This window comes from Desulfovermiculus halophilus DSM 18834 (assembly GCF_000620765.1).
Taxonomy (GTDB): Bacteria; Desulfobacterota; Desulfovibrionia; order Desulfovibrionales; family Desulfothermaceae; genus Desulfovermiculus; species Desulfovermiculus halophilus.
In genome coordinates, this window is record NZ_JIAK01000004.1 from 37836 (window position 1) to 62997 (window position 25162).

General features: G+C 61.2%; 20 protein-coding genes, 2 tRNA genes and 1 other RNA gene. 18 read left to right on the forward strand and 5 right to left on the reverse strand.

Annotated features, from left to right (window positions below):
* Positions 1-368: 368 nt before the first annotated feature.
* Together trmFO and N902_RS0100230 are read right to left on the reverse strand one after the other, a co-directional pair.
* Positions 369-1694: a methylenetetrahydrofolate--tRNA-(uracil(54)-C(5))-methyltransferase (FADH(2)-oxidizing) TrmFO gene (gene trmFO / locus N902_RS0100225; RefSeq protein ID WP_341830618.1), complete on the reverse strand. Its 1326-nt coding sequence runs from the start codon at positions 1692-1694 to the stop codon at positions 369-371.
* Between the two features lie 23 nt (positions 1695-1717).
* Positions 1718-2299, reverse strand: a complete 582-nt coding sequence (locus tag N902_RS0100230; protein ID WP_027369277.1) for a flavodoxin family protein — start codon at positions 2297-2299, stop codon at positions 1718-1720.
* 223 nt (positions 2300-2522) lie between these two features.
* Between N902_RS0100230 and N902_RS0100235 the strand changes: the two genes are divergently transcribed.
* From N902_RS0100235 to hypB, 14 genes are all read left to right on the forward strand, one after another.
* Positions 2523-2598, forward strand: a tRNA-Ile gene (locus N902_RS0100235).
* A 201-nt stretch (positions 2599-2799) separates the two neighbouring features.
* Positions 2800-3807 carry a Nif3-like dinuclear metal center hexameric protein gene (locus N902_RS0100240; protein WP_027369278.1) on the forward strand — a complete coding sequence of 336 codons (1008 nt, stop codon included), beginning with the start codon at positions 2800-2802 and terminating at the stop codon, positions 3805-3807.
* A gap of 117 nt (positions 3808-3924) precedes the next feature.
* The gene (locus N902_RS0100245) at positions 3925-4680 is read left to right on the forward strand and encodes a zinc ribbon domain-containing protein (protein WP_027369279.1); all 756 of its coding nucleotides are present in this window, start codon (positions 3925-3927) and stop codon (positions 4678-4680) included.
* A gap of 60 nt (positions 4681-4740) precedes the next feature.
* An RNA gene (gene rnpB, locus N902_RS18485) (RNase P RNA component class A) lies at positions 4741-5242 on the forward strand.
* Positions 5243-5288: 46 nt separating this feature from the next.
* A complete protein-coding gene (gene ispD, locus N902_RS0100250) occupies positions 5289-6479 on the forward strand; it encodes a 2-C-methyl-D-erythritol 4-phosphate cytidylyltransferase (RefSeq protein ID WP_027369280.1) in 1191 nt (396 codons plus the stop codon).
* Positions 6480-6550: 71 nt separating this feature from the next.
* The gene (gene cysS / locus N902_RS0100255; protein ID WP_027369281.1) at positions 6551-8011 is read left to right on the forward strand and encodes a cysteine--tRNA ligase; all 1461 of its coding nucleotides are present in this window, start codon (positions 6551-6553) and stop codon (positions 8009-8011) included.
* Positions 8012-8050: 39 nt separating this feature from the next.
* On the forward strand, positions 8051-9190 hold the full coding sequence (locus N902_RS0100260; protein ID WP_027369282.1) for a pyridoxal phosphate-dependent aminotransferase: 1140 nt from the start codon (positions 8051-8053) through the stop codon (positions 9188-9190).
* Between the two features lie 204 nt (positions 9191-9394).
* Entirely contained in the window at positions 9395-9805 is a 411-nt protein-coding gene (locus N902_RS0100265; protein ID WP_027369283.1) for a DnaJ family domain-containing protein, read from the forward strand.
* A complete protein-coding gene (locus N902_RS0100270) occupies positions 9802-11499 on the forward strand; it encodes a bifunctional sulfate adenylyltransferase/adenylylsulfate kinase (RefSeq protein WP_027369284.1) in 1698 nt (565 codons plus the stop codon). Before N902_RS0100265 ends, N902_RS0100270 begins: the two co-directional genes overlap by 4 nt.
* A 63-nt stretch (positions 11500-11562) precedes the next feature.
* A tRNA-Ser gene (locus N902_RS0100275) sits at positions 11563-11652 on the forward strand.
* A gap of 132 nt (positions 11653-11784) precedes the next feature.
* Positions 11785-13221, forward strand: coding sequence for a mannose-1-phosphate guanylyltransferase/mannose-6-phosphate isomerase (locus N902_RS0100280; RefSeq protein WP_027369285.1), 1437 nt, complete (start codon positions 11785-11787; stop codon positions 13219-13221).
* Between the two features lie 14 nt (positions 13222-13235).
* Positions 13236-14435 (forward strand): aminopeptidase, encoded by a 1200-nt coding sequence (locus N902_RS0100285; RefSeq protein ID WP_027369286.1) that lies wholly within the window; start codon positions 13236-13238, stop codon positions 14433-14435.
* Between the two features lie 65 nt (positions 14436-14500).
* Positions 14501-14866 carry a hydrogenase maturation nickel metallochaperone HypA/HybF gene (locus N902_RS0100290; protein ID WP_027369287.1) on the forward strand — a complete coding sequence of 122 codons (366 nt, stop codon included), beginning with the start codon at positions 14501-14503 and terminating at the stop codon, positions 14864-14866.
* 38 nt (positions 14867-14904) lie between these two features.
* Entirely contained in the window at positions 14905-15564 is a 660-nt protein-coding gene (hypB, locus tag N902_RS0100295) for a hydrogenase nickel incorporation protein HypB (protein WP_027369288.1), read from the forward strand.
* Between the two features lie 166 nt (positions 15565-15730).
* Here hypB and N902_RS0100300 read toward each other — a convergent pair whose 3' ends face one another.
* Positions 15731-18643, reverse strand: a complete 2913-nt coding sequence (locus N902_RS0100300; protein ID WP_027369289.1) for an insulinase family protein — start codon at positions 18641-18643, stop codon at positions 15731-15733.
* Between the two features lie 201 nt (positions 18644-18844).
* A complete protein-coding gene (locus N902_RS15710) occupies positions 18845-20293 on the reverse strand; it encodes a UTP--glucose-1-phosphate uridylyltransferase (protein WP_034621091.1) in 1449 nt (482 codons plus the stop codon).
* A 394-nt stretch (positions 20294-20687) separates the two neighbouring features.
* Between N902_RS15710 and galE the strand changes: the two genes are divergently transcribed.
* Complete coding sequence (galE, locus tag N902_RS0100310) at positions 20688-21683, forward strand: UDP-glucose 4-epimerase GalE (protein ID WP_027369290.1); 996 nt, start codon at positions 20688-20690, stop codon at positions 21681-21683.
* 143 nt (positions 21684-21826) lie between these two features.
* On the forward strand, positions 21827-22345 hold the full coding sequence (locus N902_RS15715; protein ID WP_051564040.1) for a hypothetical protein: 519 nt from the start codon (positions 21827-21829) through the stop codon (positions 22343-22345).
* A gap of 31 nt (positions 22346-22376) precedes the next feature.
* Here N902_RS15715 and N902_RS0100320 read toward each other — a convergent pair whose 3' ends face one another.
* Positions 22377-23468 (reverse strand): hypothetical protein, encoded by a 1092-nt coding sequence (locus N902_RS0100320; protein WP_027369291.1) that lies wholly within the window; start codon positions 23466-23468, stop codon positions 22377-22379.
* Between the two features lie 329 nt (positions 23469-23797).
* Here N902_RS0100320 and N902_RS0100325 point away from each other — a divergent pair, with 329 nt between their 5' ends.
* Both N902_RS0100325 and N902_RS0100330 read left to right on the forward strand, forming a co-directional pair.
* Positions 23798-24427 (forward strand): Maf family protein, encoded by a 630-nt coding sequence (locus N902_RS0100325; RefSeq protein WP_027369292.1) that lies wholly within the window; start codon positions 23798-23800, stop codon positions 24425-24427.
* Positions 24428-24647: 220 nt separating this feature from the next.
* Positions 24648-25103 (forward strand): phosphatidylglycerophosphatase A family protein, encoded by a 456-nt coding sequence (locus tag N902_RS0100330; RefSeq protein WP_027369293.1) that lies wholly within the window; start codon positions 24648-24650, stop codon positions 25101-25103.
* The last annotated feature ends 59 nt before the right edge of the window (positions 25104-25162 follow it).

A 25162-nucleotide genomic window follows, 5' to 3' on the forward strand; every position in this document is an offset into this window, starting at 1 on the left:
GTGTGCCGTGAGCGGCAGGCCCGCACATTTTCTTGGTCCCGCCAAAAGGGGGAAACCCGGCACTCACGTGCATGATACGCTTTCGTCACACAGAAAGCAGTGACCTGCACGTGAGTAGCCGGGAGGGGGCAGGGATCCCCCTTTGGCGGGGCTTAGAAAATACCGGGCCGAAAGTGGGCACACAGAAGAGATGGCAAACTCCAAAAATCCACAGGCTACGTCGAAGAACCTTCTTTCTTCGGGTTCGTAATCGCTATCGGGATCGATATCCATAAACTGAGGATTCCTGCTGCACCGAATGACATACCCTTTCGATTTCGATACCGATCCCGATCCCGATTTCGATTTGGATTATCCCAACTATTAACTCATTCCAGCCCGGCCATCCATTCCTCCAGGGCGGTCTGGGCCCGCCGGACATGGGCTTCCTTGCGCTTTGCCTTCTTCATCCGCTGCTTTAAGGGCGGCAAAAGGCCGAAGTTAATGTTCATGGGCTGGAAATCGTCCCTGGGCTGGCGCAGGTGGTTGAGCAGTCCGCCCAGGGCGGTCTCTTCCGGAGGAAGTGCCGCGCCCCGGCCCAGATGCATCCCCAGCCACAGCCCGCAGGCCGCGGACTCGATATATCCCTCCACCCCGGTGATCTGCCCGGCCAGGAAAACCCCCGGGGCCTCCCTGAGCTCCAGATCGGGGGTGAGCACCCGGGGCGCATTCACAAAGGTGTTGCGGTGAATGCTGCCCAGCCGCAGAAACTCGGCCCGCTCCAGACCGGGGATGAGCCGGAATACCCGTTTCTGCTCGGCATAGGTCAGCTTGGTCTGAAACCCGACCAGGTTGAACATGCTCTTTTCCATGTTTTCGGTCCGCAGCTGGACCACGGCGAAAGGCCGCTCTCCGGTCCGGGGATCGATGAGCCCTACCGGCTTCATGGGCCCGAAGGCCAGGGTCATCTCTCCCCGTTCAGCCATGGTTTCCACCGGCAGGCAGCCCTCGAAATGGGTCTGGGCCTCAAAATCCTTGCTTCCCACCCGCTCTCCGGTGAGCAGCCCCTGGCGCAGGGCATGGTACTCCTCCTCATTCAGCGGGCAGTTCAAATAATCCGTGCTCTCCGGATCATAGCGCGATCCCCAGAACACACGGTCCCAATTGATGGAATCGGCGCTGACGATGGGGGCGATGGCGTCGTAGAAGGACAATCCGTCCTCCCTGGTCCACTGCACCAGGCTAGAGGTCAACCCCGAACTCGCCAGGGGCCCGGCGGCAATGACCACCGCCGAGTAGCCGGTCAGCTCCGGGTCGGACAGGGAGAGGATCTCCCGACGGACGATGGTTACTCCGGAGGCGTGCTCCAGGCTGCCGGTGACAGCGGCCGCGAACCTCTCCCGGTCCACGGCCAGGGCCTTCCCGGCCGGAACCCGGGCCTGCTCGGCTCCAGCCATGACCAGACTGCCCAGGCTGCGCATCTCGGACTTCAAGAGTCCCGGACCGCTGGTCAGGACATCTGAACGAAAGGAGTTGGAGCATACCAGCTCCGCCAGATCCGGACTGGAATGGGCCGGAGAGAACTGTCCCGGCTTCATTTCATAGACGGTCACTTCCAGCCCGGCCCGGTGCAGCTGCCAGGCAATCTCGCAGCCGGCCAGCCCTCCGCCGACCACGGCAATCTTGCGATGCATCTTTATTCCTGCCTCATCTATGGTGCCTGCCCGTGATACTCGCCTTAAAGGGTCTGAACCAGCTCCCGTCCGGACCTCCTGGCCTGTTCCAGATAGTCCGGATGATCCAGTACATCCTTGGGCTCGTCCAGCCCCCTGTACAGGAGGGAATCCCACAAGGCCATATCCAGAGGATCGAAAAAATACTTGACGGTCAACAGAGTGCCCTCAAACAGCCGCTTGCCCTTGGTCGCCCCGGCGGAGATGAACAGCCCCTGCCTGGACGGGGTCCAGTCCCCGAAGGCTGTCTTGTCCAGGAGGTACTTCTTGACCCACAAGGACTGAAAGCGGTCCATGAGGATCTTGGTCTGGGCGGTTACTGAATAGAAAAAGATGGGCGAGGCCAGGATCAGCCCCTTGGCCTCCAGTATCGCATCCCGGACCAGCTGAAAATCGTCCTTGATGCTGCATTCTCCGTCTTTCTTGCAATGGTACAGCTCCAGGCACGGGCTGATCTTCAGGTCCCGGAGCACAAACTCCCGGACCTCGGCCCCGGCCTCCCTGGCCCCTTGAACAGCCTCCTGCAAGAGAGTGGATGTATTCCCCCTCCTCCTCGGACTCCCGTAAATCGCTACCAGATCAGCCATGTCCCTTCCTCCGCGTGCACACATGAAAGCAAAAAGATATCTCCTTGTCCCCGCTTCTCTCAGCAGGTTCACCTTGCACCTGCAGGCCCGGAAGATGGTACGCTACCGGGAAGGCCTGCTGTTTGTAAAGCCTGGGTCCATCCCGGGATGCACGCCCCGCCATGCAGGGAGTACTTGACACCTCGCATCATGATATATATTATTCCTTCTTTGCGCTACTGATGGGCCTATAGCTCAGTTGGCAGAGCCACCGGCTCATAACCGGAAGGTCCCAGGTTCAAATCCTGGTAGGCCCACCAGGCCAAAACAAACGTCTGGAAGGACAAAACGGCTTTGCGCAGCTACACCTATGCCTCAAACACAACCTGATTCTGCGTCTGTTCAGTGCTTCCCCGGCTCGCCGGAGGAAGCTTTTTTATTTTCAGGAGCTCTTGTCCAAAGCTGCATCCTCGCCGGACACAACGCGCCCAAGGCAACTCCAACCGGTACAGGAGGATGACGTGCAGATTACCGAACTGATCGCAGCCATCGAGCAGCATGCGGATCCGGCTCTGGCCGCGGACTGGGACAACAGCGGAATGCAGGTGGCCGGAAGCCGGGACAACATCCGCCGCCTGGCCCTGACCCTCGATCCCCGGCCCGATTCCATCCGCACCGCCCTGGACTGGGACGCTGACTTCATCCTTGCCCACCACCCCCTGACCCTTACTCCTCGACTCCCAAACCGCTGCGACGATTTTCATTCCGCCTGCACCCTTCTTTTGCAGTCCGGGGTGGGCCTGTACTCCGCACACACCAGCCTGGACGTCCAGACCCTCGGACCGCCTGGATGGCTGGCCCGAGCCCTGAACTGCAGCCGGATCAGGCCCATACTGCCCATGCGCGAGCCGGAACGGACCTGGCTCTGTATAAACCACTCCCTGCTCCATCCGGGGGCCCTGGACAGCCTGATCACCCATCCGGCCTGCATTGAATGGACCATGTCCGACACGGAATGCTGCATACTGATCCCGGAAGCAAAAGCCGAGGACATCCTGCAGATCCTTGCCGGGAGCACCAGCATGGAGAGAGTCAGAGCGGTCAAGGCCCTTCCGGTGCACATCAGACAGGGCTACGGGGTTATGGGCCGCCTGCCCGAACCCATGACCTGGCCCGCCCTGGCCCAGACCCTGTCTGCGCACTTGCCCGGGGGAACATGGATCAGAACCGGAACCCCTCCGGAAAGGATCCAGACCCTGGCCTACTGTCCGGGATCCGGAATGGACCTGGCCGGCCAGGCCTTTGCCCAGGGAGCGGATGTCTTTTTGTCCGGCGATCTCAAGTACCACCAGGCCCAGGAGATAGAACCCCTGGGACTGACCCTGGATGTCGGCCATTTCTCCCTGGAAGAAAAGATGATGGCCGAATGGGCACAGACCTTGGATCAGGAGTTTACGGATCAGGATCTGGAAGTGGAGGTCGGGTTCATCCCCGGTCACAATCCCTTGGCATATGAGGACCGGAGCTGACTGATGGCATGCCGGGGCAACGGCTCTGGCTGCGGGATCGTGTTCAACCTTTGACCAGCGCCTGATCGCTGCACCGACCAGGCCAAGCATCTCGAGGCGAGATAAGGAGGCATCGTTTTGAGTCTGTATATCAAACAAATAGAGGAACTCATCCTCTTGCAACGGATCGACGACGAAATCGTGCGTCTGGAGCAGGTCATTGAGGAAGCCCCTCAGAAAGTGGCCGCAAAGGAACAGCAGCTCCAGCTGCAGAAAAAGCAGGAGCAGGAGCTCCAGGACAAGGTTGCCGTCCTCCAGGAGCAGGAAAAAAAGCTGACCACCGAGATCGACGAGGACAACGCCAAGATCAAGAAAAGCAAGAACAAGCTGATGATGGTCGAGAACAGCCGGGAATACCATGCCATGATGCGGGAGATGGACAACCTGGAAAAGACCAACCGGATGCGGGAAGAAGAGAAGACGGCCCTGGAGGAGGACCTGGAGACCCAAAACTCCATGCTCTCCTCCATCCAGTCCGCAGTCCAGGGCCTGGAGGAAGAGATCCAGGAGCTGCAGCAGAACCTGGACCTTCAGCTCCAGGAGGCCAAGGACCGGCTTCAGCAGCTCCAGGAGGACCGGAAGCAAGCGACCCAGAACATCCCCAAGCCCATCCTCAGCCGCTACGAATTTATCCGCTCCAGATTGAGCAATCCGGTGATCGTGGGCGTAGAAGAAGGCATATGCACCGGATGCCACATCAGCATCCCCCCCCAGACCTTTATTGAACTGCAAAAGGGAGAGCAGATCCTGAGCTGCCCCAACTGTCAGCGTCTGATTTTCTGGCGCAGCCACTTTGCCCAGGAAGAGGTTGCGGCCCAGGAAGAGACTGGTTAGGATGCATCCGTGAGGCCAAAAGGCCGGTCAGGGTGCCGAATGTGCACCCGCCAAGGATTCGGAGTCGGGAAGACCGTCGCCGTCCGGCACTCAGTTTGTCGCAGCCTGATGGGTAATAACCTGGATACGGTAGTTGACAAGCTGAGTGCCGGAGGGAGGAAAGTCCGGGCTCCACAGGGCAGGACGCTGGGTAACCCCCAGAGGGAGTGATCCCTGGAAAGTGCCACAGAAAGGAAACCGCCCCCTCACTCACTTGAGCTGAATATTTCGAGCTCTTTTTTGTGCTCTCAGGAGATCTCGAGGCTCATCGCCTCCGAGACCTTCCGGAATGTCAGCTCAAGTGAGTGAGGGGGTAAGGGTGAAAGGGTGGGGTAAGAGCCCACCAGTTGTCGCGGCGACGCGGCAAGCTTGGCAAACCCCGTTCGGAGCAAGACCAAATAGGAGAGTGCTCGAGGCCGGCCCGGCCGATACTCTCGGGTAGGTCGCTGGAGGCAGGGAGCAATCCCTGCCCTAGATGAATGATGGTCCGCGCACAGAACCCGGCTTATTCCCGGCTCCGTATTCTGCTTCCGAAATCCTTGTCACAGCCGAGCCATCATAACATCCCTATGCATACCTGGACGCTTCTTCTGGCCTCCGGCCAAGGCACCCGCATGATCGGACAACGGGGCAGGAAGCAGTTTCTGTCCTGGAAAGACCGCCCCCTGTACTGGCATTCCGTCCTGGCCCTGGCCTCTGTTCCGTCCCTGCACGGGCTGATCGTCACCTTCCCCCCTGAGGAGACGGAAACGCGCCAAAAGGAGATGGCCGAGCTTCAGGTCAGGGATGGAGTGGGCCTGGAGTTCGTCGTCTGTCCCGGCGGGGCCTCCAGGCAGGAATCCGTGGCCAATGCACTCCGCCGTCTGCCCCCTTGCTGCTCCCATGTCCTTATCCACGACGCGGCCCGTCCCTTTGCCCATTCTGCCCTGTTCAGCACAATCATCGACGCCCTGGCGGCCGGTGCGTCGGCTGCGGTCCCGGCCCTGCCGGTGACTGATACCATCAAAGAATTCGGGCCGCACCGGGTGCAGACCCTGGACCGCAGCCGGCTGTACGCGGTCCAGACCCCGCAGGGCTTCGTCCGCACCCTCTTGGATCAGGCCCACGCCCAGGCGGCCGAGCAGGGCTGGGAGGGGACCGACGATGCTTCCCTTTTGGAGCGCGCCGGCCATCCGGTCCAGCTGGTTCCGGGCCAGACGGAGAACATCAAGATCACCACAGACAAGGACCTGGACATGCTGCAGGAGGACGCCCCACAAGAGGTCCGGCCCTGTATCGGATGGGGCTACGATGTGCACCGCTTCGGGCCTGGACGGCCCCTGAAGCTGGGGGGGATTCCCATAACCGGCGGGCTGGAAGTCCAGGCCCATTCCGACGGCGACGTTTTGCTCCACGCCTTGATAGATGCCATCCTGGGCTGTCTTGGCCTGGGAGACATCGGAGATCACTTTCCAGACTCCGAGGCCAGCCTGGAGAACATAAGCAGCGGAGTCCTGCTGGCCGAGACCCTGGACATCGCGGCCAGACACGGGCTGCACATCGACCACCTGGATGCGACCGTCATCGCCCAGACGCCGAAGCTCGGCCCCTGGAAGGGACAGATCAGGACAAATCTCCAGAACCTCCTCGCCCTGTCCCCGGCCCAGGTGAACATCAAGGCCACCACCGAGGAAGGCCTGGGGTTTACCGGCAGCAGGCAGGGCATAAAGGCCGTGGCCCAGATAATCGGGCACAGGACGGTCCTGAATAAAGGCGGATAACCCTGCACGTACGCGTTCAGCCCGCCTGAACCAATACCCCTGCACACTCTATCAGCACACGAGGACGCTCAATGAAGATCTTCAATTCCATCACCCGGAGCAAAGAGGAGTTCATCCCCAAGGAGCAGGGCAAGGTGTCCCTCTATGTCTGCGGGATCACCGCCTACGATTACTGCCATATAGGTCATGCCCGGGCGGCAGTCGTCTTTGACGTGCTTGTCCGCTATCTGCGGTTTTGCGGGTATGAGGTGACCTTTGTCCGCAACTTCACCGATGTCGACGACAAGATCATCAACCGCTCCCGGGAGGAAGGGATCGATTCCCAGGCCGTGGCTGAAAAATACATCCAGGCCTTTTATCAAGACATGGATCGCCTGAACATCCTCCGGGCTGACCATGAGCCGCGGGCCACAGAGCATATCCAGGACATGCAGGAGGTCATCGCCGCCCTGATCGACAAGGGCCATGCCTATGCCACTTCCGGCGGGGATGTCTACTTCCGGGTCCGCAGCTTCCCCGGCTACGGCAGCCTTTCAGGGCGGAACATCGAGGAGCTCCAGTCCGGGGCCAGAATCGAACCGGGACAGGAGAAGGAAGACCCCCTGGACTTCGCCCTGTGGAAGCAGGCCAAGCCCGACGAGCCGGCCTGGCCCAGCCCCTGGGGGGAGGGACGTCCGGGCTGGCATATAGAATGCACAGCCATGAGCCAGAAGTTCATGGATCTGCCCCTGGATATCCACGGCGGAGGCCAGGACCTCATCTTTCCCCATCATGAGAACGAGCGGGCTCAGAGCATAGCCGCGTCCGGCCGCGATTTCGTCCGCTACTGGATGCACAACGGCTTTGTCCAGGTCAAGAGCGAAAAGATGTCCAAGTCTTTGGGCAACTTCGTCACCCTGCGGGACATTTACGCCCACTTCCTGCCCGAGGTCCTCCGCCTGTTCCTGCTCAGCCAGCACTACCGGAGTCCATTGGACTTTTCCTTCGAGGGCCTGCAGGAGACGGAAAAGGGCCTCAAGCGGGTGTACCAGACCAAGAAGAACCTGGAATCCGCGTTGCCCTCTCTGGAAGGGAACACGGGCCGGGACCTGCCTGCCCGGATATCGGAAGAGGTCCAGGCCGCGGCCGGGCAGTGGCAGCAGAGCCTGGAGGACGACCTGAACACTGCCGCGGCCCTGGGCTGCGCCTTCGGACTGATCCGAACCGCCAACCGCATCCTGGAAGACAAGACCCTGCGCAAGGCAGGGGATGCCGGCCGGGTCTGCCGGGACATCCTGTCCGCCCTGGACGGCCTGGGATCGGTTCTGGGTCTCTTCGACCAGGACAGCGAGACCTTCCTGAACAGTCTGCGGGCCTCCAGGGCGGACAGGGCCGGCGTTGATCCCCGGCAGGTTGAGGATCTGATCGCCAGGCGCCAGGAGGCCAGGAAAGCAAAGGACTTCTCCCTGGCGGACGCCCTCCGGGACGAGCTGGTCCAGCTCGGGGTCTCGGTTCAGGATACGCCCCAGGGCCCGGTCTGGGATCTGGAGTAGACGCCCGCCCAGGAGCACAAGCACAAGGACGAGGAGAGCATGCAGCCATCCAGCCGAACACGGGATATCACCCCTTTTCTGGTCATGGACGTCCTGGAGGCGGCCAAAAAGCTGGAAGCGGACGGGGAGCACATCGTGCACCTGGAGATCGGAGAGCCGGACTTCGATACCCCCCAGTGCATCAAGGACGCAGCCTGCCGGGCCATTGAGACCGGCGAGACCCACTACACCCACAGCCTGGGGCTTCTGGAGCTGCGAGAAGCCATTTGCGAGGAGACCTGGCAGCGCACCGGACGGCATGTGGATCCGGATCAGGTCATTGTCACCTCCGGCACCTCCCCGGCCATGCTCCTGTGCTTCGCCACCCTCCTGGAACACCGGGAATCGGTGATCATTTCCGATCCCGGCTACGCCTGCTACGCGAACTTCATCTCCTTTGCCGGGGGAGTTCCCCTCCCGGTCCCGGTGTATGAGCACAACGGCTTTCAATACACCCGGGAAGATATCTCCAAGGTCCTCCGTCCGGACACCAGGGGGATCATGATCAACTCCCCGGCCAACCCCACAGGAACCGTTCTGGGAACAGAGCGTCTGCAGGACCTGGCCGGCATGGGGCCGGCCATCATCTCCGACGAGATCTACCAGGGGCTGACCTACACCGGCCGCTCCCCGTCGATTTTGGAGATCACGGACCAGGCCTTTGTCCTCAACGGTTTCTCCAAGCTCTATGCCATGACCGGCTGGCGGCTGGGCTATCTCATCGCCCCCAGGCGCTTCATCCGCGAGATCCAGAAGCTGGCCCAGAACCTGTACATCTGCGCCGGGTCCATCGTCCAATGGGCCGGGCTGGCCGCCCTGAAGGAGGCGGCGCCGGACGTGGAGCATATGGTCGGCACCTACGATCAGCGCCGCAGGTTCATGATCCGCAGGTTGCGGGAGATCGGGTTCGGGATCACCACCGAGCCCACCGGGGCCTTCTACATCCTGGCCAATGCCCGGAACTTCTCCTCCGACTCCTACCGGCTGGCCTTTGACATCCTCCAGCAGGCCAAGGTCGGGGTCACCCCGGGGGTCGACTTCGGAGCCAACGGCGAAGGCTACCTGCGCTTTTCCTATGCCAACTCTCTGGACAATATCGCCGAGGGCCTGGACCGGATCGACCGGTACCTGAACGGATAACAACCCCAAGGCGCAGGCACGCTTGCGCTAAGAAGCATACAGACGATTTCGATACCTATACCGATCATTGATGTGCATCCTGGGGCATTCTTTCTGGGACCGCCAGTCACGCGCAGGCGCGTGACTGGCATTCTTTTGATCGCCAGGCTCCAGCCTGGCTCTTTTCCAAAGCTGTAGCGATAACAACCCGGAGGCAAACCACGGATGTTTGATCCCCTGTTCTCTTTCCACCTCCTGGCCGAGCAGCGGATCGCCGAGGCCGTGGACCAGGGAGAGCTGGACAACCTGCCGGGGCAAGGCAAGCCTCTGGAGCTGGACGATGATGCCCACCTGCCTCCCGAGACCCGGATGGCCTACCGGATCCTGAAGAATGCCGGCTACGTGGCCCCGGAGGTTGAGCAGCGCAGAGAAATCGCCAGCATCCGGGAGATGCTCGAGGGATGCGAGGACGAAGAGCTCTGCTACCGTCAGGTCCAGAAGCTGAACCTCCTGGTGACCCAGCTGAACATGCAGCGCAGGGTTCCGATCAACCTGGAAGCCGAACAGGCCTACTACCGGAAGGTGGTCGGCAAGGTCCCGGTCCGGAAGCGAAAATCACAAGGAAAGAGCCGATGAACGCCTATTCCGAGAGCCTCCTCGTCCACTTCCGACGTGTGGAGCACTTGAAGAAGGAGGTCGCCGACTCCCCGAGCATCTCCCTGAACGAGCGTCAGGTGTGCGACCTGGAGCTGCTGTGCAACCGGGCCTTCTACCCCCTGACCGGGTTCATGCGCTCCGAGGAATACAACGCGGTTGTGGATCACGGCCGCCTCCCGGACGGGACCCTATGGCCCATGCCCATCTGCTTGGACCTTCCGGAACACACCGCCGCCCGGCTCCAGCCTGGTCAGGCCCTGGGGCTGTGCGACGGGGAAGGGTTTCTCCTGGCGGTCATGCACGTCAGGGAGATCTGGGAGCCGGACAAGCGCAAGGAGGCTGCCCATATCTTCGGCACCGACGACGAGAACCGGCACCCCTCGGTCTACAGTCTCCTGCACCGAGTTCATCCCTATTATGTCGGCGGAGAGATCGAGGGTCTGCATCCCCCCCTGCACTTTGACTTTCCTGAGCTCCGCCTCCCTCCGTCGGAGACCCACCGCCGGTTCACCCAAATGGGCTGGCGGAATGTCATCGGCTTCCACACCGAGAAGCCGCTGCACTGCGCGCACAAGGAAATGATCACCCGGGCCGCCCGTCAGGCCGGGGCCAGCATCTTCCTCCAGCCCGAGGTGGGACGCCCGTCGCCCCGGGACCTGGAACACTTCACCATGATCCGCTGCTACCAGGCCTTTGTCCGCCGCTTCCCCCAGACCATGATCATGCTCGGACTCCTGCCCTATGCCTCGCGCAAGGCCGGTCCCAGGGAAGCCCTGCTTCAGGCCATTATCCGCAAGAACTACGGATGCACGCACTTCATCGTGGCCCCGGACCAGGCCGACCCCTATGTGCACGAGACCAACGAGCACCTCTTCTATCCCGCTGGGCAGGCCCAGGAGATGGTGGCCGAGCACAGCGGGGAGATAGGGATCCAGGCCGTGCCCCTGGAGCCCATGGTCTATGTGGAGGACAAGGCCCAGTACCTGCCCGAGGCCCAGGTCGGCCCGGACATGGTCACCAAGCGCATCTCCTCGGTAGAGCTGCGGCGAAGGCTGGAGTTCGACCTCCCGGTCCCGGAATGGTTCTCCTATCCAGAGGTCGTCGCCGAGCTGAAGAAGACCTATCCCCCCAGGCACAAGCAGGGCTTCACAGTGTTTCTGACCGGACTCTCCGGGTCCGGGAAATCCACCCTGGCCCGCATCCTGTACGTCAAGTTCATGGAGCTCCGGGACCGGCCGGTGACCCTCCTGGACGGGGACATCGTCCGCACCCATCTCTCCAGCGAGCTCTCCTTTTCCAAACAGGACCGGGAGATCAATGTCCGGCGCATCGGATACGTGGCCAGCGAGATCACCAAGAACCGGGGGATTGCCATCTGCGCCCCCATCGCCCCCTACGAAGAATCCCGTCGTTACAACCGGGAGCTGATCAGCCAGTACGGGGGCTACATCGAGATCTACATGAACACTCCCCTGGAGGTGTGCGAACAGCGGGACCGCAAGGGACTGTACGCCAAGGCCCGGCAGGGTCTGATCCAGGGCGTGACCGGAGTGGACGACCCCTATGTCCCCCCCGCAAACCCGGACCTGACCATTGATACCAGCCAAGCCACTCCGGCCGAGGCAGTCCAGGAGGTCCTGCTCTACCTCTCGGAGCAGGGATATCTGCGGTGATCCGGCCTCCAGGCCCTGAAGATTGACACCTCCCGGGCAGATTGGCTATCGTGATTCGGTTTCGGAGAGGTGGCCGAGTGGCTAAAGGCGGTAGTCTTGAAAACTACTGAGGGTTGACGCCCTCCGGGGGTTCGAATCCCTCCCTCTCCGCCATGGACACTGACAGGCCGCCGGGGCGCCCGCGCCCCAGTGGCCTTTTTTTCAAATCATGACCCTCAGCTCCGGCATCCGCCCTGAACCATCCGCCGCGCACCGCGATTTGCGGGCCGGCCCCGGAGAGAGCCCATGACCGACGACTCTTCCCGCTCTGCAGCAGACAGGACCGGATACAGCCGCTGTCAGGCCATCATCCTGGCCGGCGGCTCAGGCACCAGGCTGTGGCCCCTGTCCCGGACCCAGCTTCCGAAGCAGTTCTTGAGCCTGAATGGAGATGCGACCCTTCTGCAGCAGACCATCTCCCGGGTCATGCATATCCTTCCCCCTCAGCGCATCTGGATCGTAACCAACGAAGAGCACGTCTTTGAGGTCAGCAAGCAGGTCCAGGACATGGATCCCGATCTGTCGAAGCAGATCATCAGCGAGCCCGTGGGCCGGAACACCCTGCCGGCCATCGTCCTGGGGGTGGACCGCATCCAGGAGCAGGACGAGCAGGCCTTGGTGGCGGTTTTGCCCTCAGATCACTTGATCCACAACCAGGCGAAGTGGGGGGAATGCATGGCCAAGGCCTGCGGCCTGGCCGCCCAGGAATGGTTCGTCACCTTCGGGATTACTCCGACCAGTCCGGAGACCGGCTACGGATACATCGCCCGGGGGCGGGATCTGGGTCAGGGCTGCTGCCAGGTCCAGCGGTTCATCGAGAAGCCCGATCTGAGCACGGCCCAAAGCTTTCTGGAACAAGGCGGTTACTTCTGGAACAGCGGGATGTTCGTCTTTTCCCTGCCCGCCTTTCTCCAGGCCCTGCAGGACCTGCAGCCCGACTACTGGCAGTGGTGGCAGACCAGGGCGGAGCAGCCCTTGACCCGCTCCTATTCCAGACTGCCCAGCCAATCCGTGGACTACGGGATCATGGAAAAGGTGGACAAGCAGGCCGTCGTGCCCTCCGACTTCGGCTGGGACGACCTGGGCAACTGGGAAGCGGTCTACCGGCTGGGGGCCAAGGACAGCTCCGGGTGCGTATCCCGGGGGGATGTCCTGGCCCAGGACTGCCGGGACAGCCTGTTCTTCTCCCAGGGCGGAAAGCTGGCGGTGACCGGCATGGACCGGACCATCGTGGTCCAGACCAGGGACGCCACCCTGGTCTGCCCCATCGATCAGGTCCAGTCGGTAAAGAACCTGGTCACCAGCCTGAAGCAGGAAGGCAGCCATCTGGTGGAGGCCCATGTCACCGTCCACCGCCCCTGGGGCAGCTACACGGTGCTGGAGGAAGGGCGATTTCACAAGATCAAGCGCATCTCACTCCATCCCGGCGCAGAGATGAGCATCCAGATGCACCATCACCGCAGCGAGCACTGGGTAATCATCCAGGGCACGGCCAAGGTCCGGCTCATGGATCAGGAGCTCTTTTGCGCTGAGAATCAGACCGTGGACATTCCGCAGGCCACTGTCCACCAATTGACCAATCCGGGCAAGATCCCGGTAGAGATCATTGAAATTCAAAGCGGCAGCTACCTGGAAGAAGACGATATCGTCCGCTTTGACCAATGGCCGGAACCACAAGCCTAAGGACGCCCTGCTTCATGTTGACCACCGACCAGCTCCAAAAGTACGCCGATGTTCTGCTCTGGGGAATGCGCACCGCCAGAAAGCCCGGTTTTTCCCCCCAGGACATCGTCCTGATCCGCTACGATTTCCCGGCCAGACCCCTGGCCGAGATCCTCTTTGAAAAGCTTATCGCCCGGAACCTGCATCCAGTCCACCGGCTGACCGGCTCCCCGGCCATGGAGCACGCCTTGTTCGCCCAGGGCGACAGCCGGCAGATCTCCTTCATTCCTCCTGGAGAAGAGGAGCTCATGCATCATCTCAACGGGTGCATCTCCCTTTTGGCCCCGGAATCCCTGACCCACCTCCAGGATGTGGACCCGGAGCGGATCGGGACCTCTGTCCTGGCCCGGAAGAGACTGCGGGACATCCTTGATCAGCGGGAAAATCAAGGGCTGTTCGGATGGACCCTGGGCCTGCTGGCCACTCCCGAGCTGGCCCGCAATGCAGGCATTTCCCAGGAGGACTACTGGAATCAGATCATCCAGGCCTGCTACCTGGATCATCCGGATCCGACGGCCAAATGGCAGGAGATATTCGAAGAGGCCGGCGGGATCAAGAACGCCCTCAACTCCCTGGACATAGAAGAGCTGCATCTGGAGTCCGCTCATTGCGACCTGACCGTCACTCCCGGCCAAGACCGGCAATGGGTGGGCGTGTCCGGGCACAACATCCCCAGCTTTGAGCTCTTCACCTCTCCGGACTGGCGGGGGACCTCGGGGGTGTACTACATGGACCAGCCCACCTACCGCAACGGGAACCTGGTCACCGGTCTGCGCCTGGAGTTCAAGGAAGGCCGGGTGGTCTCGGCCCAAGCCGAGCAGGGGGAGGCCTTCGTCCACAAGCAGCTGCAGCTGGATCAGAACGCGGACAAGATCGGGGAGTTCTCCCTGACCGACAAGAGATTCTCGCGCATCGACACCTTCATGGCCCATACCTTGTTCGACGAGAACTTCGGCGGCGACCACGGCAACTGCCACATCGCCCTTGGCGCATCCTACGCCGAGACCTACGCTCCCGGGGCCGGACAGCTGACGGACAGCATCAAGTCCAGCCTCGGCTTCAACGACTCCGCCCTGCACTGGGACCTGGTGAACATCGAGCCCAAGAGGGTCCAGGCCAAGCTGCGCTCCGGGGAGCGGCAGACCATCTATGAAGACGGGATCTTTGTCCTGTAGGGGATTGCGCCCAGTAAACCTCAGATCCGGCACCTGCGAGTGACCGTGCGATACCCGGCCCTGCTATGCACGAAGCGTCCCTGGTCCAAAGCATGCTGGACATTGTCCGCCAGGAAATGCACACCCACGGCTTGACCCGGCTGACTGCGGTCAAGGTTGTCTGCGGCCGGTTAAGCGGCGTGGTCCCCGACGCCCTGCACATGGCCTTCCAGGCCATGACCCGGCAGACTGAGCTTGACAACGCCAGCCTGGACCTGGAAATCGTTCCCCTGCGCCTGCGCTGCGCGCAGTGCGGAAACGACTTCTGCCCGGAGCAAGAGGACTGCGGCTCTCTGGCCGTCTTTGCCCCCTGCCCCTTCTGTGGACAGGACGCCGGGCACCGGATCCTGTGCGGACAGGAGCTGAACATCGAGCATATTGAAGCGGAATAGGCCGCACCCACCATCAGCTACCCAACGAGCGAGAGGACATGAAGATACCGGTTGTGCGCAAAATTCTGGAAGTCAACGAGGATATGGCCGAACAGAACAAAGGCCTGTTCGACCGGCAGCGGGTCCTGGCCCTGAACCTGATGAGCTCTCCGGGGGCAGGGAAGACAGCCCTGCTGGAGCGGACCCTCTCCGACCTGGGGCCCGAGCTGCGGATGGCGGTCATTGAAGGCGACGTTCAAACCACGAACGACGCCCAGCGCATCGCTGCCACCGGGGCCCCGGTGGTCCAGATCAATACCGATCAGGCCTGTCACCTGGACAGCTCCATGGTCCAGGAGGCCATAGGACAGTTGGACCTGGAGGCTCTGGACATCCTGTTTATCGAGAACGTGGGCAATCTGGTCTGTCCGGCCGCTTTCGACCTGGGCGAAGACGCCAAGATCACCCTGCTCAGCGTTCCGGAAGGAGACGACAAGCCGGTGAAGTATCCGAGCATGTTCGTCCGTTCCCAGCTCATGGTCCTGAACAAGGTGGATCTGATCCCCTATCTGGACTTCGACCTGGAGCAGGCCAGGCAAGGCGCGCAGAAGGTCAACCCCAATCTCCAGGTCCTGTCCGTCTCCGCCCGGACCGGGGAGAACCTGCAGCACTGGTATCAATGGTTGCGAAACAGACTGCGGGCCAAACGCCAGGGATAGCAAAGCGCCTTCCATATCCAGCCTGTACCCGGCGCTTGCGCCGGGTACAGGCTGTTCTGGCTCTTCGTCACAGGAAGTTGGAAAATACCGGGCCGAAAGTGGGCACACAGAAGAGACGGCAAGCTCCAAAATCCACAGGTAAGGTCGAAGAGCCGATATTCTGTTCCTAAAGGACCTGCCAGACGTGATCCAGCTGCAGACCTGAGTTCACCGCCTGATCCAAGGCTGATCCGTCGCCCAGAACCACTACATGCCCCTGGGCCGCCAGCTGGCGGAGCCATTGACCAAAGGTGCGGAAATCCTCACCGGTTGTGGCCAGCACCGCCTCTCTCCGCTTTTGCCGGGCCTCGTCGGTTTCCCCGGTCAGATGACGGAGCATGGCGGTAAACCCCTTGGCATCCGGCAGACGGTAGGCGTCCATATCCCCGATGGTCCCGATGATGGCCTTTTCCACTTCTTCCCGGCTGAACTCGGACCGGATCAGATAGTCTGCTGTCTGGTCGTAGACCTCCAGGGTCTTGGTGATGTTCGGATCCCGGTAGGAAAGAAAGGACATGACCCCGCTGACCCGGTCCAGCAGACTGAAGGCCCCGTATGCCCCGCCCTGGACCCGGATCTTGTCCCACAGCCAGCTCATGCGCAGATACCTGGTCACCACCAGGCTGGACGGATCGAATACATATCCCAGACTGTACAGATCCACGGCCTTGCCCACGTAGTTGACCTGGGCCGGGATGCGCACCCCTTCATCCCCGGTCTGGCACTTTGCCAGCCACTTGCGGGGCTCCGGCCTGGCCTGGGGCAGATCCTGGATCAGCCGGTCCAGCATGGGCCTGGCTTTGTCCCAGACCGGCTCCTCGGCAGTGACATTGAAGACCATGTTCCTGGCATTGATCAGCACGCCGTGCATATGGAGCAGATCGCTCTCTACCCCGTGCCAGTTGTTCTCAACCTTGTCGGCCAGAAAACGGAGGAAGAGGAGATAGCTCATCCCGGAGACATGTTCGCCGACCCAGTCGGCCAGGCTGTACTTGGACCGCAGCCGCATGTTGACCATCTGATGCCCTGCCGGAATGAGCATCTGCTCCATCCTGGCCTTTTCCTCCAGAACCAGCTGCTTGAAGCGCTGCGGATTGTCCAGCAGGGTCCTGGTCAAAACCTCTTGGAGGATGTCCATGAGATCCTGGACCTTGTCCGCCATGGCCTTGCCCCGGAGAAACAGCCAGGTGCAGGGCTCAGGCCTGGTTTCATGGCCGGAGACAAAGGGTTGAGCCTCAATCCCGCCGGTCCTGGCCTGAATCCGCTGGCTCAAGCTGACGTAGTCCTCATCCAGGGTACCCATCTCGGTCAGGGCCCGCCCGAAGAGGCGCACGTACCCCAGGTGCTTCTGCTCCAGCTGGCCCAGATCGAAGCCCACATCCAGATAGAACACTGAGTTGGTGGACAGGTTGTGATACAGGACCAGGCCAGGTTCCTCCGCCTCTACCCGGCTCGGATACTCCGGCCCCCTGGAGGGCAGGTCCTGGACGGTCAGCCTGGGTATCCTGGCCAGCTCTGAGGCCGGGTCCGGCTCCTGCTGCATGGCCTGCAGGCGCTCGGCCTCGGCCTGGATCGCCCGTTTTTCTTCCGCGCTCAAGCCCAGACTGAGCTCACGCAGCCGTTCGGCCTCCCGTTTCTCAATGGCCCGCCCCTGGTCCAGGTCCGGGGAGAGGAGAACGGTGCTGTGGTGGCTGTTGTCCAGCAGATAGTCCCGGACCATCCGCTCAAAAACCGGCTCTCCGGCCTGCAGCTCGGCCTTGATTGCATCCAGGGGCCGTTCAAAGGACCAGGACAGCGTGGGGTCCGCGTCATACAGCCAGGTGCTCAAGGCCCGGATCATGAGCACAAGTCCCCGGGGCAGGGAGCCGGTGTTGTTTTCCCGCAGCTCGAACTCCACACTGTTCACCGCCGCCTCGACGGTCTTGGGATCAAACCCCTGCTCCGCGCATGAGTGCAGGGTGGTGCGGATGACCTCCTCCACCTTCTCCTGGTCTCCGGCCTTGATGCCCTTCAGGCCGGTGGAAAAGAACATCTGCCGCAGATCGGCCTCCAGCCCGACCCCGGCCAGGTCCTCTCCCAGTCCGGAGTCCAGGAGGGCCTTGCGCAGCGGGGACGCCGGCATGCCGATGAGCAGCTCTTCCAGAATATGGGACCGCAGGTTGGCGTCCATATCGGTTGCTGCTTCCAGAAGCCAGTTCATGGTCAGCATGGATTTGGCCCCGTTTTCCGGGTCCGCGGGATAGTAGGCGGTCACCCGTCTGGGCTGGACAAAACGGGACTGGAGACCTATCTCCGAGTCCGGCTTCAGGGCCGGAAAGTGCTGCAGATACTCGTGCATCAGGGCCAGGTAAGGCCTGGGATCGTCGTTGCCGTAAATAAACATCCGGGCGTTGGAGGGATGGTAGTGGGTGCGGTGAAACTCCACAAACCGCTCATAGGTCAGCTCGGGGATGGACTCCGGATGTCCGCCGGAATCCAGGCCGTATACGGTATTCGGGAACAGGGACTGCTGGGAGTACTCCGCCAGCAGGCTGTCCGGAGAGGAGTAGGCCCCCTTCATTTCGTTGTACACCACCCCCCGGTAGCGCAGCCGCTCCGGGTCATGATCGTCCTGGACCAGGTGCCAGCCCTCCTGGGCGAAGATCTCCGGGGTGATCCGGGGGAAAAAGGCGGCATCCAGATAGACATCCAGCAGGTTCTGCAGATCCTGACTGTTCTGGCTGGCTACTGGATAGCAGGTTTTGTCCGGAAAGGTCATGGCATTTAAAAAGGTCTGCACCGAGCCCTTGAGCAGCTCGACAAAAGGCTCCTTGACCGGATATTTCCTCGATCCGCAGAGCACGGAATGCTCCAGGATGTGGGCCACTCCGGTGGAATCCTTGGGCGGGGTCCGGAAGGCAATGCCCGCCACCTTGTTTTCATCGTCGTTTTCCACCGCGAGCACTTCAGCCCCATTTCGGCTGTAGCGATACAGCCTTGCCAGGCCCTGAATCTCGGGTATCCGGGCCTGCCACACCAGTTCGAACCCTATGTCCTTCATGTATCCTCCTTAGTTCACATCCGGACCTTGCCTGGTCCGTGACCTGCTCTCCAGGGCCGGCGCCGGCCGGACAGAACGACACGGGCAGCCGCAGGGTGTCATCCACCCTGCGGCTGCCCGTGTCCAAGGCCCTGACTCCATGCCGGGAAATCCGGACGTATTCAGCTGATCTTACGTCTCTCCCTTTCCGCTCCGGACCAGCTACTCCCAGACCTTTTCTCCCTCCAGGACGGATCCTTGTCCAACACGCTGCTGGATCGAGGTCCGGTTCTTTAGATCCACCGCGCCTCTGCAGACCACGTCGGCCTCGAAAAGGACATCACCTTTGATCATCAGTCGTTCGCAGTCAACCAAGCTCGGTTCCCCCTGCGGAAATCTCGTCTCGTATTGGTCCACTTTCTTGAAGTATTCCGGATCCAGCTCCACCTCGATCGGCGGCAGGCTGCGTTTGGTACTGGGCAGCAGCTGATAGGTTTCGCTCAGCACATAGCAGTCCGAACGAACCGCCAGGAGGTCATTGGTTTTTTTCACCGGAGCAAACCGGCGGCGGTCGACATGCAGGGCGGCACTGCGCGTAAAAGAGGAAATGGCCGCTCCCATGGCCGTTTCCAGCTGGTAGACCCGGGGAGAGGACTCATCTCTGGGATCCAGGTGCTTGGGATTGACGATCAGGGGCAGACGGGGCAGCCCCTGGTTGGCTATCATGGACTGAAGGGCCTGCAGGTCAAGCCATATGCTGTTGGTGTTGAAGTACCGGTGACGGGTAATGTCTTGAAATGCGGCCTCATCTTCCTCAGGGCACTGGGCGATCTCCCGCAGGATCAGTCGGCCGTCGTCCTGCTTGGCCAGATGCCCTCCCTTCTTGTCCGCCGGGGAGCGCTGGGCCACCTCCATCATGAATTCAAGCCCATTGCGGATGAAATATCCCAGGATGGAGGGGTTGAGCACCGCCCCCAGGTTGTCGGCATTGGAGACCAGGGCGTACCGTTTTCCGGCCTTGATCAGCCTGTCCAGCATCCCGGATGTATGCAGTGCGGCGTAGAGATCTCCGTGTCCCGGTGGATTCCATTCCAGATCCGGCTGGCTCGGCCACTGGGCCGGCTCCAGGGTATCGGCCAGGATCTTGGGATAGGTGTGCTGGACAAAGGACCACGGCTCCTGAGTCTTTGACAGGTGCATCTTGTGCAGATGGGCCTGGGTATCCTCATGGGTGGTGAAGCTGTCCATAAGGACCAGGGCGGGACCGGAGGTCCCTGTAGAATCCACGGCCGCGGTCTGCCTGCAGATGATGTCCAGAAAGGTAAGACCGGACTTCACCGGCAGAAGGGATTTGGCATAGGGCATGCCCATGCTGGTTCCCAGCCCTCCGTTGAGCTTGATGGCCACCGCCTGATCAAGGTGCGACGTCCCGGCCTCCTCGTCGTCCCCTGTGAGCTGATCCTGCTTCTTGACATCCGACTCCTGCACCGGTTCAATTTCAGACTCCGGGATGAAGCCGACGGACTGGGAGGCCAGGAACTGTTCGACGTATCCGGAAAATAGGTCTATGACCGCCCTGGACATGCCAGCGTCTTCCATTTTGCGCACAAACAAGGCATTTCTCCGGTCTGTGCTCTGACCGGAACGGGCGGAAGGGGTCTCTCTGTCCATAGCTCCTCCCTTCTGTCTAGCGTTGACAGAACCAGACTGTCTGTGTACCACTATGCTCGCATACTTCAATCACTCTCAACGCAGCTCTAACCAACCGATAAAACAGCCGGATAGCAAAAGCAAGCCTTTCCCTGACCCCCAGAGGCAGGGGGCGGGGGTGTCCAAAATTTGCCAAATCTGCGTTTTCAGATATAGAAAAAGTATGGGTCTTCGACGTAGCCTGTGGATTTTTAGGGTTTGCCATCTCTTCTGTAGGCAATTCCACTTTCTGTGTCGAAGAGCCAAAAGTATCTGGCTTATACATTGAAAACATTGGGCAACAAAAGCCTGTCGCCTAGCAGGGTGCGTGCAGCAGCTTCCTTAATCCCTGATCAGCTCGCTGTGTGGAGGGAAAATGGCTAAAGTTCTGGTTACCGGCGGAGCCGGGTACATAGGTTCCCATACCGTGCTCTGCCTTGTGCAGGCCGGCTATGAAGTGGTGGTCTTGGACAATCTCAGCACCGGGTTCCCCGAGGCCGTTTTGCCTCCGGCCAGGCTGATCCGGGGCGATTTGGCCGATGTGGACCATGTGCGCAGCGTCCTGCAGTCCGAGGACTTTACTGCCGTTGTCCATTTTGCGGCCAGCATTGTGGTCCCGGAATCGGTTTCCAACCCCCTCAAGTACTACCAGAACAACACCTCCAACACCACCTGGCTCATCCGCCTGGCCGCAGAAGCCGGCGTTTCCCATTTCATCTTTTCCTCAACGGCTGCCGTCTACGGCCTGCCGGAGAACCTGCCGGTCGCTGAAAACGCCCCTGTGGCTCCTATAAATCCGTACGGGAGATCCAAGCTGATGAGCGAATGGGTTCTCCAGGACGTGTCCAGGGCCACCCCGGAATTCAAGCACGTCATCCTCCGCTACTTCAATGTCGCGGGTGCCGACCCGGATGGACGCCTGGGACAGAGCACGCCGAACGCCACTCATTTGATCAAGGTCGCCTGCCAGACGGCCCTGGGGCAGAGAGAGAATCTGGACCTTTTCGGCACCGATTATCCGACTCCGGACGGGACCGGAGTGCGGGACTATATCCATGTCACCGACCTGGCCCGGGCCCATGTCCTGGCCCTGAACTGGCTGGAACAGGGCAACCCCTCGGAAATATTCAATTGCGGCTACGGCCACGGCTTTTCAGTCCGGGATATTATCTCCGCTGTCCAGGACGTGAGCGGATGCATGCTGAATGTGCGCTCCGCCGGCCGCAGGCCGGGCGACCCTGCAGAGCTGGTGGCCGCCCCCGGCAAGATAGCCCAAGCCTTCAACTGGACCCCGGAATACGACGACCTGAGGTTCATCGTCCGCACCGCCTACGCCTGGGAACAGCACCAGCGGTTCGGGGCCGGGCAATGACAACCGGGCCCTGGAAACCGCCGTACCGCCTGTGCTGACCACGGGCGGGGGCTTGGGGCTCCCGGAACCGCCCGGGGCAAAGGGTCGTCTGCGGCCTGCACCGCCAGATCCCCCCGGGGAAACACTGCAACAGGAGAATCTTTGTGAACACCCAATCCATCTTCGGCCCAACCCGGCTGGTGGTCCTGATCCTGTTCCTGCTGGCATGTCCCGGCCAGCCCGCGGCTCAGGAGCAGGAACCCAATGCCACTGCCCAGGAAGTTCAGAGGGTGAAGAATGTCCAGGATGTGCCCCAGAAAGTAATCGAAGAAGGCAAGATACCCATCATGGTCAACTATGACGGCATGGACAGCCTGGGCAGGAGAATGGTCTTTCAGCTCCGGGAACGGCTGAATGGGTCTGAACTGTTCCGGCTCTCGGGCTACAAAGAGCGAAAGATCAAGCTCTTCATTTCCAGCCAGGAAGAGTTTCAGGGCCGGCCCGGTCTGAGCTCCATCTACAGCCTGGTGTGGACCTACTCCTACGCCGAAGATGTCCTCAGCAACTACCTGGATCACCAGGTGGGCATCATCCGGGCCAACGCCCTGGATGAGCTGGTGGAGACCCTGGTGGCCAGGACGGATGAGATCTCCATGGAGTACGGCTACCTGTTTGAGGAATAGCTTCCTCGCTCCACGGCATGGTCACCCCGGCTCAGGCTCCGGCCTGAACTGAACGCGACCGGTCCTGGAGCCGCCGAGCGAAATCCTGGAGCAGAGCAGACGCCGTCCCTAATGCCTCGGACCGCTCGCCTTCCATCAGCCGCCGGTGGACCCACTGGGCCACATACATGATCTCATCGACGGGCAGATCCAGCTCCGGAGCCCGGGACTGAATCCGGTTCAGAATCCGCTCCTTGGTCCGCTCCCTGTGCCGCAGGGCCTGACGGTATGCATCGGCAGCCTGGGTCCTGCGCTCCTTTGCTGTCTGATCTCCCTCGTTGCCCTCCTGTCTGGCCTTTTTCAACAGATAGCTGGCGTGGACCGCGTCCTGTTCGGCCTGCAGATAGGTCTCAATATCTTCGGCCAAGGCTCGATTGTTGCTGAGGACCCCCATCAGCCGGCCCACATCCCGAAAATAGGCGGCGTAGAGGGAATGCATCTCTGCGATCTGCTCCGGGGTCAAGGATATGTGCTTCATCTGCCCATCAGGGCCGTACACCGTTTTTTCCGCATCCTCGGCTTCCGCCTCCAAGGTCGTGAGCACATCCCGGGCATAGGTGGCATAGATGCGCTCCAGGACATCGGGACGCAGGGCATACTGCAGCACCTGGCTCCTCGCCTGCTTGACCCCTTTGTCCGGAGCGTGCAGATTCAGGAAGTCGATCCCGTAGCGGGCATTGAGGATCTTGAAGCTGATCTGGAGCGAGCCTTGTGTGTCCCCCCCGCCGGAAGCATTCGCCGGACGGTAGTGTTCCACCAGGAGCCGGGCCACGTCCTGGACCAGATACGGGGCAATGATGCTCTTCTCCACCCAGGACCTGTCTTCCTGGGCCCCGGTGGCGTTGGCCGCATCCTGGGTATCCGGGTCCGAGGTCTGCCCGGACCCTTCAAGGGAGGCATTTCCGGAGGTGCCGTTGGCGGCCCGGGTTACGAGCTGCTCGTTGACCTGGCCCGAGTATTCCCGGCCTGGATCCTGATTCAGGCTTCGAAGCTTTGCGCTCTGCTCAAACAGGAACCAGCCGGCGCCGCTTCCGGCCAGGATGAAGATCACAACTCCAACGATCAGAATATGTTTGATGCTCATCACGGTTCATTGCTCACATGCGGTTTGGCTGCTGTTTGTTTTCCGGCCCTTGCCAGGAGCCACGCCTCTATGGATCCTCAGGTTTTTTGGTTCGTTGACGTAGCTTGTGGATTTTTGGAGTTTGCCATCTCTTCTGTAGGCAATTCCACTTTCTGTGTCGAAGAGCCGGTTTTTGGGACCCAGGACATACGATTTCACAGAAAAAAAACCGCAAGCTCAAAATTTTACAGGCTCCGCCGAAAATCCGATTCTTACTTACAGTCTAGCAAACCCGGATGTAAACTTCAACGCACAATCCCGCACATATGCGGGAAACAAGGGACCAGCACATGCCAGCATCCAGCCTCGCCCCCGAGGTACAGGGCCCTTTCCGCCCCTGCACCTCCCTGGTCTTGGCCTCGGCCTCGCCCCGCCGCCAGGCTTTGCTCACCCAACTGGGACTGCATTTTCAGGTCCACCCCAGCCCGTTGCCTGAACCACCCCCGGAGCCCTGCGAGGCCGCACCGGGCTATGTCCAGCGCATGGCCGAGCACAAGGCCCGCAATGTGGGGGCCAAGAAACTGCCCGGCGTCATCCTGGCTGCTGATACAGTCGTAGTCGCCGACAGCGATATCTTGGGAAAACCGGACTCTTATGACCAGGCCCTGGAGATGCTCTCCCGGCTCAACGGCCGCACCCACAGTGTACACACCGGATGCGTGATCATGGACCAAAGCGACCCGGACAACAGCCGGGCGTTCACTGTGAGCACGCAGGTTGCCTTTGCAGCTCATTCCGAAGCGGTATTGGCTGCCTATGCCCGGACCGGAGAGCCCATGGGCAAGGCCGGAGGTTATGCCATCCAGGGAAGCGGGGGATTTCTGATCTCAGAGATCCAGGGCTCTTGGTCCAACGTGGTCGGCCTGCCCTTGAGCGAAACTGCCGCCGCCCTGCTTGGGATGCAGGCCATCCGCATTTGACCGGGTACAAGCCGGCACAGAGCTCTGGGGTAGAGCACAGGATCCCTCGGGACCGCTTTCCCTGCCCCCCTGCGCAGCCGCTTTACAGTCATGGTCCGCGGGCGGTGGATGGAGATCCGCTCTGCTCACCCAACCTGAACCGAAAGGCAATCCGCCTTGCCCTTGCATGTTGAACCAGGGCGATTCAACAGCGCCCGAATACCCCGAGGCGAACAGATACATGTCACATTACCGGAGTCTTAGCCGCAACATCGCCACCCTCGGCCCCATCGGCCACGCCCCCAAGGCGCCGGGCACATGGGGGTCCCTGGCCGCTCTGATCAGTGCTCCCTGGCTGTTTTTGCCCTGGGAGTGGCCGGTCCGCCTTGTCCTCCTCGCCCTGGTGTTCATTGCCGGGGCCTGGTCCGCAAGCGCCTGCGAAGAGCAGTATGCATGCAAGGATCCGGGGCAGGTGGTCATTGACGAACTCCTGGGCCAATGGGCCGCCCTGCTCTTCGTCAGCCCGGATTCGCTTTGGCTTCTGATTCCGGCCTTTCTCCTTTTCCGCCTCCTGGACATCGTCAAGCCCTGGCCTGTCCGGGCCTCGGAGACATGGCTTCCCGGCGGGGGCGGGATCATGATCGACGATCTCCTGGCCGGCTTACTGGCCGGAACCATCCTCCTCCCAGTCTCATAGGAACCCATATGCCTGTGCCTTGGCGGGCATGGGGGTCAGTAATACAAGAGATTCTCCAG